This window comes from Pseudomonas sp. SDO52101_S400, from assembly GCF_054071635.1.
The window spans coordinates 37051-43471 of the sequence record NZ_JBSVWF010000055.1; the positions used below are offsets into that span (position 1 = coordinate 37051).

Genomic DNA, 6421 nt, shown 5'->3' on the forward strand with positions numbered 1-6421 from the left:
CTGCTCAGTCGGCCAGTGCAGCCGTTTGCAGTTCGAAGATTTCGTTCATGCCTTTCTTGGCCAGTTCCAGCATGGCATTCAGGTCTTCAGGCTGGAACGGTGCGCCTTCGGCGGTGCCCTGCACTTCGATGAAACCACCGGTGCTGGTCATGACCACGTTGAGGTCGGTCTCGGCGGCGGAATCTTCAAGATAGTCCAGATCCAGCACCGGCTCGCCCTGGTACATACCCACGGAGACAGCAGCGATCATTTGCTTGAGCGGGTCGCCGCCTTTCAGGCCGCCGCGCTTCTTGATCACTTTCAAGGCATCGACCAGCGCAACCATGGCGCCGGTGATCGAGGCGGTGCGGGTGCCGCCGTCAGCCTGGATCACGTCGCAATCAACGTACAGGGTGACGTCGCCCAGCTTGGACATGTCCAGCGCGGCGCGCAGGGAGCGGCCGATCAGACGCTGGATTTCAAGGGTACGACCGCCCTGCTTGCCACGGCTTGCTTCACGCTGGTTACGCTCGCCAGTGGCACGCGGCAGCATGCCGTACTCGGCGGTCAGCCAGCCTTGACCCTGACCTTTCAGAAAACGCGGCACGCCGTTTTCGACGCTGACGGTGCAGATGACTTTGGTATCACCGAATTCGACCAGTACCGATCCTTCGGCGTGCTTGGTGTAGTTGCGGGTAATGCGGATCGAGCGGAGCTGATCGGCAGCGCGACCACTTGGACGTTTCATAGGAGATACCTGTACTGGGGACGGAAAACTGCCGAGCATTATAGAGCGCTGCACCGTCACTGGGCACTTGTTAAAAATCCGCGCCGACGACCGAAGCCCCTGAACCACGCATTACCGACGGGTTGCAGCCCTTTGCCACACCGTGTGTTTGGGCGCATCCGCCGCACTGCGCTACAATCCTGCGCCTTTGCTGCCAGTCGGCTTAAATTCATTCATATCGCGCCCGCGGAACTGCTGCGGCGCGCCGATCTGCATTGCGAGGTCACCGCCATGGTGCACAGCATGACCGCCTTCGCCCGCGTCGAAAAAGCCGGCGTTCAGGGCACCCTGAGCTGGGAACTGCGCTCGGTCAACAGCCGTTACCTGGAACCCCACCTGCGCTTGCCGGAGTCGTTCCGCGACCTCGAAGGCGCCATCCGTGAAGCGCTGCGCCAGGGCCTGTCCCGAGGCAAACTGGAATGCACCCTGCGTTTTACCGAAGAAAGCACCGGCAAGCCGCTGCAAGTGGACCGCGAACGCGCCGCGCAACTGGTCGCCGCCGCTGAAACCGTCGCAGGCCTGATCCAGAACCCGGCCGCGCTGAACCCGCTGGAAGTGCTGGCCTGGCCCGGCGTACTGGTCGCCGACGCCAGCGATCCGCAGGCCCTCAATGCCGAGGCCCTGGCCCTGTTCAATCAAGGCCTTAGCGAACTCAAGGCTGGCCGCGAGCGCGAAGGCGCGGAGCTGGCGCGGCTGATCAACGATCGCCTGACTTCCATCGAAGAAGATGTGGTGACCCTGCGCGAACTGGTTCCGCAGATGCTCGCCACCCAGCGCCAGAAAGTCCTCGACCGCTTCGCCGACATGAAGGCCGAGATGGACCCGCAGCGCCTGGAACAGGAAATGGTCATGCTCGCGCAAAAGAGCGACGTGGCCGAAGAACTGGATCGCCTGAGCACTCACATCATCGAAGTTCGCCGGGTGCTCAAATCCGGCGGTGCCGCCGGCCGGCGCCTGGACTTCCTGATGCAGGAACTCAACCGCGAAGCCAACACACTGGGCTCCAAGGCCTTCGACCCGCGCAGCACCCAGGCGGCGGTCAACCTCAAGGTGTTGATCGAGCAGATGCGCGAACAAGTGCAGAATATTGAGTAAGGCAACAGACATGACCCACAGCACCGGCACCCTGTACATCATTTCCGCCCCTTCGGGCGCGGGCAAGAGCAGTCTGGTCAAGGCCCTGACCGACGCCAACCCGGAAATCCGCGTCTCGATTTCCCACACCACCCGCGCCATGCGCCCGGGCGAAGTGGACGGCGTGAACTATCACTTCGTGACCCGCGAAGAGTTCGTGAAGATGGGCGAGCACGGCGACTTCCTCGAACGTGCCGAAGTCTTCGGCAACTTCTACGGCACCTCGCAAAGCCGCCTGCAACAGACGCTGGACGAAGGTCATGACCTGATTCTGGAAATCGACTGGCAAGGCGCCGAGCAGGTACGCAAGCTGATGCCGCAGGCCCGCTCGATCTTCATTCTGCCGCCATCGCTGCAGGCCCTGCACCAGCGCCTGACCAACCGCGGTCAGGACAGCGACGAGATCATCGACGGCCGGATGCGCGAAGCCGTCAGCGAGATGAGCCACTACGTCGAGTACGACTACCTGATCATCAATGACGATTTCGCTCATGCACTGGATGATCTGAAAGCGATTTTCCGCGCCAATCAGTTGCAACAGAAACGCCAACAGGTGCGTTTCGGCAAATTGCTGGCTGAATTGCTGGGCTGAAACAGCACTTCCCAAAACCGCTGCAAGGGCTTTACATTGGTACTCGCAGCGCGTTGAAGAGTCTGGTCAAAAAATCAGCGCTTCCCTAATCGCTGGTGATTTTTTAAACTGTTGAGTCCGCTCGCCCAACCGGGCAGCGCGCATATTGCATTCGCTCCGAGGAATACCATGGCCCGCGTAACCGTTGAAGACTGCCTAGAACACGTGGAAAACCGCTTTGAGCTGGTCATGCTCTCTACCAAGCGTGCCCGTCAACTGGCCACCGGCGGCAAAGAGCCCCTGGTACAGTGGGAAAACGACAAACCGACCGTAGTTGCGCTGCGTGAAATCGCTGAAGGCCTGATGAGCTACGAGTTCATCGCCGAGCAGGAAATCGTCCACGAAGACCCTGTCTTCGCTGCGTTCGAGGACGAGTCCAACGAGGCCGTCTAAGCCTATGCCTGGTCGACGTAGCACGGCGCGGGATCACAGCTTACGGCAGGAGTCATCATGCCGAGCATAGACGCCCTCGCCGATCGCTTATCGACCTACCTCGGCAACGACCAGGTCAACCTGGTCCGCCGAGCGTATTTCTACGCCGAACAAGCCCACGACGGCCAACGCCGCCGCAGCGGCGAGGCGTACGTCACGCATCCTCTTGCCGTGGCCAATATTCTTGCCGACATGCACATGGACCATCAGAGCCTGATGGCCGCGATGCTGCATGACGTGATCGAAGACACCGGTATCGCCAAGGAAGCGCTGCAAGCGCAGTTCGGTGAAACCGTGGCCGAACTGGTCGACGGGGTCAGCAAACTGACCCAGATGAACTTCGAGACCAAGGCCGAAGCCCAGGCTGAAAACTTCCAGAAAATGGCCATGGCCATGGCACGCGACATTCGCGTGATCCTGGTCAAACTCGCCGACCGCCTGCACAACATGCGCACGCTGGAAGTGCTGTCCGGCGAGAAACGCCGGCGCATCGCCAAGGAAACCCTCGAGATCTACGCACCCATCGCCAACCGCTTGGGCATGCACGCGATCCGCATCGAGTTCGAAGACCTCGGCTTCAAGGCCATGCATCCGATGCGCTCCGCGCGGATCTACCAGGCGGTCAAGCGCGCCCGGGGCAACCGCAAGGAAATCGTCAACAAGATCGAAGAGTCCCTTGGCCATTGCCTCGCCATCGACGGCATCCAGGGCGAAGTCAGCGGTCGCCAGAAACACCTCTACGGCATCTACAAGAAAATGCGCGGCAAGCGTCGGGCCTTCAACGAGATCATGGACGTCTACGCGTTCCGGATCATCGTCGACAAGGTCGATACCTGCTACCGCGTGCTGGGTGCTGTGCATAATTTGTACAAACCGTTGCCGGGGCGCTTCAAGGATTACATCGCGATCCCCAAGGCCAACGGCTATCAGTCGCTGCACACCACGCTGTTCGGCATGCACGGTGTACCGATCGAGATCCAGATCCGCACCCGTGAAATGGAAGAGATGGCCAACAACGGCATCGCCGCCCATTGGCTGTACAAATCCAGCGGCGACGAGCAGCCGAAAGGCACTCACGCCCGCGCCCGTCAGTGGGTCAAGGGCGTGCTGGAAATGCAGCAACGTGCCGGCAACTCGCTGGAATTCATCGAGAGCGTGAAGATCGACCTGTTCCCGGACGAGGTCTACGTGTTCACGCCCAAAGGCCGGATCATGGAGCTGCCCAAAGGCTCCACGGCGGTCGACTTTGCCTACGCGGTGCACACTGACGTCGGCAACAGCTGCATCGCCTGCCGGATCAACCGTCGTCTCGCGCCGCTGTCCGAACCGCTGCAAAGCGGCTCCACGGTCGAGATCGTCAGCGCTCCCGGCGCACGGCCGAACCCGGCGTGGCTCAACTTCGTGGTCACCGGCAAGGCGCGGACCCACATCCGCCATGCGCTGAAACTGCAGCGCCGCTCCGAATCCATCAGCCTCGGCGAGCGCCTGCTGAACAAGGTGCTCAACGGTTTCGACAGTGCCCTGGAACAGATTCCGGCCGAACGCGTGAAGGCGATGCTCACCGAGTACCGCCTCGAACTGATCGAAGACCTGCTCGAAGACATCGGTTTGGGCAACCGCATGGCCTACGTCGTGGCGCGCCGCCTGCTCGGCGAAGGCGAACAACTGCCAAGCCCGGAAGGCCCGCTGGCGATTCGCGGCACCGAAGGCCTGGTTCTCAGTTACGCCAAATGCTGTACGCCGATTCCGGGCGACCCGATTGTCGGTCACCTGTCGGCGGGCAAAGGCATGGTCGTGCACCTGGACAACTGCCGCAACATCAGCGAAATCCGCCACAACCCGGAAAAATGCATCCAGCTCTCGTGGGCCAAGGATGTCACCGGCGAATTCAACGTCGAACTGCGCGTCGAGCTGGAACACCAGCGCGGCCTGATCGCCCTGCTGGCCAGCAGCGTCAACGCAGCCGACGGCAATATCGAGAAAATCAGCATGGACGAACGCGATGGCCGCATCAGCGTCGTCCAACTGGTGGTCAGCGTCCACGACCGTGTGCACCTGGCCCGCGTGATCAAGAAACTGCGCGCCCTGACCGGGGTGATCCGCATCACCCGTATGCGTGCATAACCACCCCATTACAAGGAGTCATACATGACCAAGACTGTTATCACCAGCGACAAGGCCCCGGCCGCCATCGGCACTTACTCCCAGGCGATCAAGGCTGGCAACACTGTCTACATGTCGGGCCAGATCCCGCTGGATCCGAAAACCATGGAACTGGTCGAAGGCTTCGAAGCCCAGACCGTTCAGGTGTTCGAAAACCTGAAAGCCGTAGCCGAAGCCGCTGGCGGTTCGTTCAAGGACATCGTCAAGCTGAACATCTTCCTCACCGACCTGAGCCACTTCGCCAAGGTCAACGAGATCATGGGCAAGTATTTCGACCAGCCGTATCCGGCCCGCGCCGCCATCGGCGTTGCTGCCCTGCCAAAGGGTTCGCTGGTTGAAATGGATGCCATTCTGGTCATCGAGTAATGCGCACGGCGCAGCTTTCAAAGCTGCGCCGACTGCTCTGCGGTAAAGAAAAGGTTTTGAAAGGATTCCACCATGCGCAAAGCGCTTGCTCTCTCGCTGCTCGCCATTTTCCTCGGCGGTTGCGCCAGCAACCCTGCCGACCGTGACATCAGCGGCACCTGGATCAATCAGGTCGCCATCGATGCCGCCGCCAAGGGCGGCCCACTGCGCGAAGCGCTTCAGGCCTATGGCCCGAACCTGGAATGGGACATCAACACCAAGGCCAGTCAGGCCCGCTTCACCAACGGCTTTGAGAACGTCGAAGGACGACTGCTGGGCGAACAGTCCGGCGCCTGGAAAGTCGATTTCTACGGCAGTTCCGGCAGCGAACTGAAGCGCGACGGCAGCCAGTTGCACCAGGCTGCGAGCGAAAACGAACCGCAGCAGGTCTTCGACCGCGCCCAGATCCCCGTGCCGGAAGGCGCTCCGATCGGCGCCAGCTTCGAACGCGCCCTGTACGCGGCCTACCTGGGCGGCAACTGGAAGATCGCCAGCGGCCAGGGTGAAGGTGCCACCGTACAGTTCCAGGCTGACGGACAAGTCTCCGGCCTGCCTGGCGCCGACCGTTATGCCTTGTGTCTGGCGGGCGACTGCGCCTCGATGAGCAGCGGCAACGACAGCATGTGGCTGCAGCAGAACGGCCAGGGCAACAACTGGATCTTTGTGCGCAAGGGCAAGGAACTGGAAATTCTGCAGGCCGTGAACACAGCGCTGGCGGATGAACAACCGCAGTTCAGCCCCGGCGAACGCAAGTGGCTACTCGAAAAGCAGTAACCCACCGTTGAAACTACAGTAGATCGAAGGTGGGAGCGGGGTTTTTCGTGAATAAGGGCTGTTCGGGAACCCAAAGGTATCCTTCAACACCACCCTCGCGAGCAAAAACGCTCCCC

General features: G+C 61.0%; 7 protein-coding genes. 6 read left to right on the plus strand and 1 reads right to left on the minus strand.

Annotated features, from left to right (window positions below; translation table 11 throughout):
* Positions 1–4 precede the first annotated feature (4 nt).
* The gene (gene rph / locus ACW9HX_RS23405; protein ID WP_457382419.1) at positions 5–727 is read right to left on the minus strand and encodes a ribonuclease PH; all 723 of its coding nucleotides are present in this window, start codon (positions 725–727) and stop codon (positions 5–7) included.
* 270 nt (positions 728–997) lie between these two features.
* Between rph and ACW9HX_RS23410 the strand changes: the two genes are divergently transcribed.
* From ACW9HX_RS23410 to ACW9HX_RS23435, 6 genes are all read left to right on the plus strand, one after another.
* On the plus strand, positions 998–1861 hold the full coding sequence (locus tag ACW9HX_RS23410) for a YicC/YloC family endoribonuclease (protein WP_457382420.1): 864 nt from the start codon (positions 998–1000) through the stop codon (positions 1859–1861).
* 10 nt (positions 1862–1871) lie between these two features.
* Positions 1872–2492, plus strand: coding sequence for a guanylate kinase (gene gmk, locus ACW9HX_RS23415; protein WP_003229498.1), 621 nt, complete (start codon positions 1872–1874; stop codon positions 2490–2492).
* Positions 2493–2660: 168 nt separating this feature from the next.
* Positions 2661–2924, plus strand: coding sequence for a DNA-directed RNA polymerase subunit omega (gene rpoZ / locus ACW9HX_RS23420; RefSeq protein ID WP_003229503.1), 264 nt, complete (start codon positions 2661–2663; stop codon positions 2922–2924).
* Positions 2925–2981: 57 nt separating this feature from the next.
* A complete protein-coding gene (gene spoT, locus ACW9HX_RS23425) occupies positions 2982–5087 on the plus strand; it encodes a bifunctional GTP diphosphokinase/guanosine-3',5'-bis pyrophosphate 3'-pyrophosphohydrolase (protein ID WP_007954439.1) in 2106 nt (701 codons plus the stop codon).
* A 24-nt stretch (positions 5088–5111) separates the two neighbouring features.
* Complete coding sequence (locus ACW9HX_RS23430; RefSeq protein ID WP_457382421.1) at positions 5112–5492, plus strand: RidA family protein; 381 nt, start codon at positions 5112–5114, stop codon at positions 5490–5492.
* A gap of 72 nt (positions 5493–5564) precedes the next feature.
* The gene (locus ACW9HX_RS23435; RefSeq protein ID WP_457382422.1) at positions 5565–6305 is read left to right on the plus strand and encodes a hypothetical protein; all 741 of its coding nucleotides are present in this window, start codon (positions 5565–5567) and stop codon (positions 6303–6305) included.
* The last annotated feature ends 116 nt before the right edge of the window (positions 6306–6421 follow it).

Coding starts and splice junctions, on each gene's coding strand:
- gmk (WP_003229498.1), top strand. CDS start 1,872: ATGACCCACAGCACCGGCACCCTGTACATCATTTCCGCCCCTTCGGGC.
- rpoZ (WP_003229503.1), top strand. CDS start 2,661: ATGGCCCGCGTAACCGTTGAAGACTGCCTAGAACACGTGGAAAACCGC.
- spoT (WP_007954439.1), top strand. CDS start 2,982: ATGCCGAGCATAGACGCCCTCGCCGATCGCTTATCGACCTACCTCGGC.
- ACW9HX_RS23430 (WP_457382421.1), top strand. CDS start 5,112: ATGACCAAGACTGTTATCACCAGCGACAAGGCCCCGGCCGCCATCGGC.
- rph (WP_457382419.1), bottom strand. CDS start 727: ATGAAACGTCCAAGTGGTCGCGCTGCCGATCAGCTCCGCTCGATCCGC.
- ACW9HX_RS23435 (WP_457382422.1), top strand. CDS start 5,565: ATGCGCAAAGCGCTTGCTCTCTCGCTGCTCGCCATTTTCCTCGGCGGT.
- ACW9HX_RS23410 (WP_457382420.1), top strand. CDS start 998: ATGGTGCACAGCATGACCGCCTTCGCCCGCGTCGAAAAAGCCGGCGTT.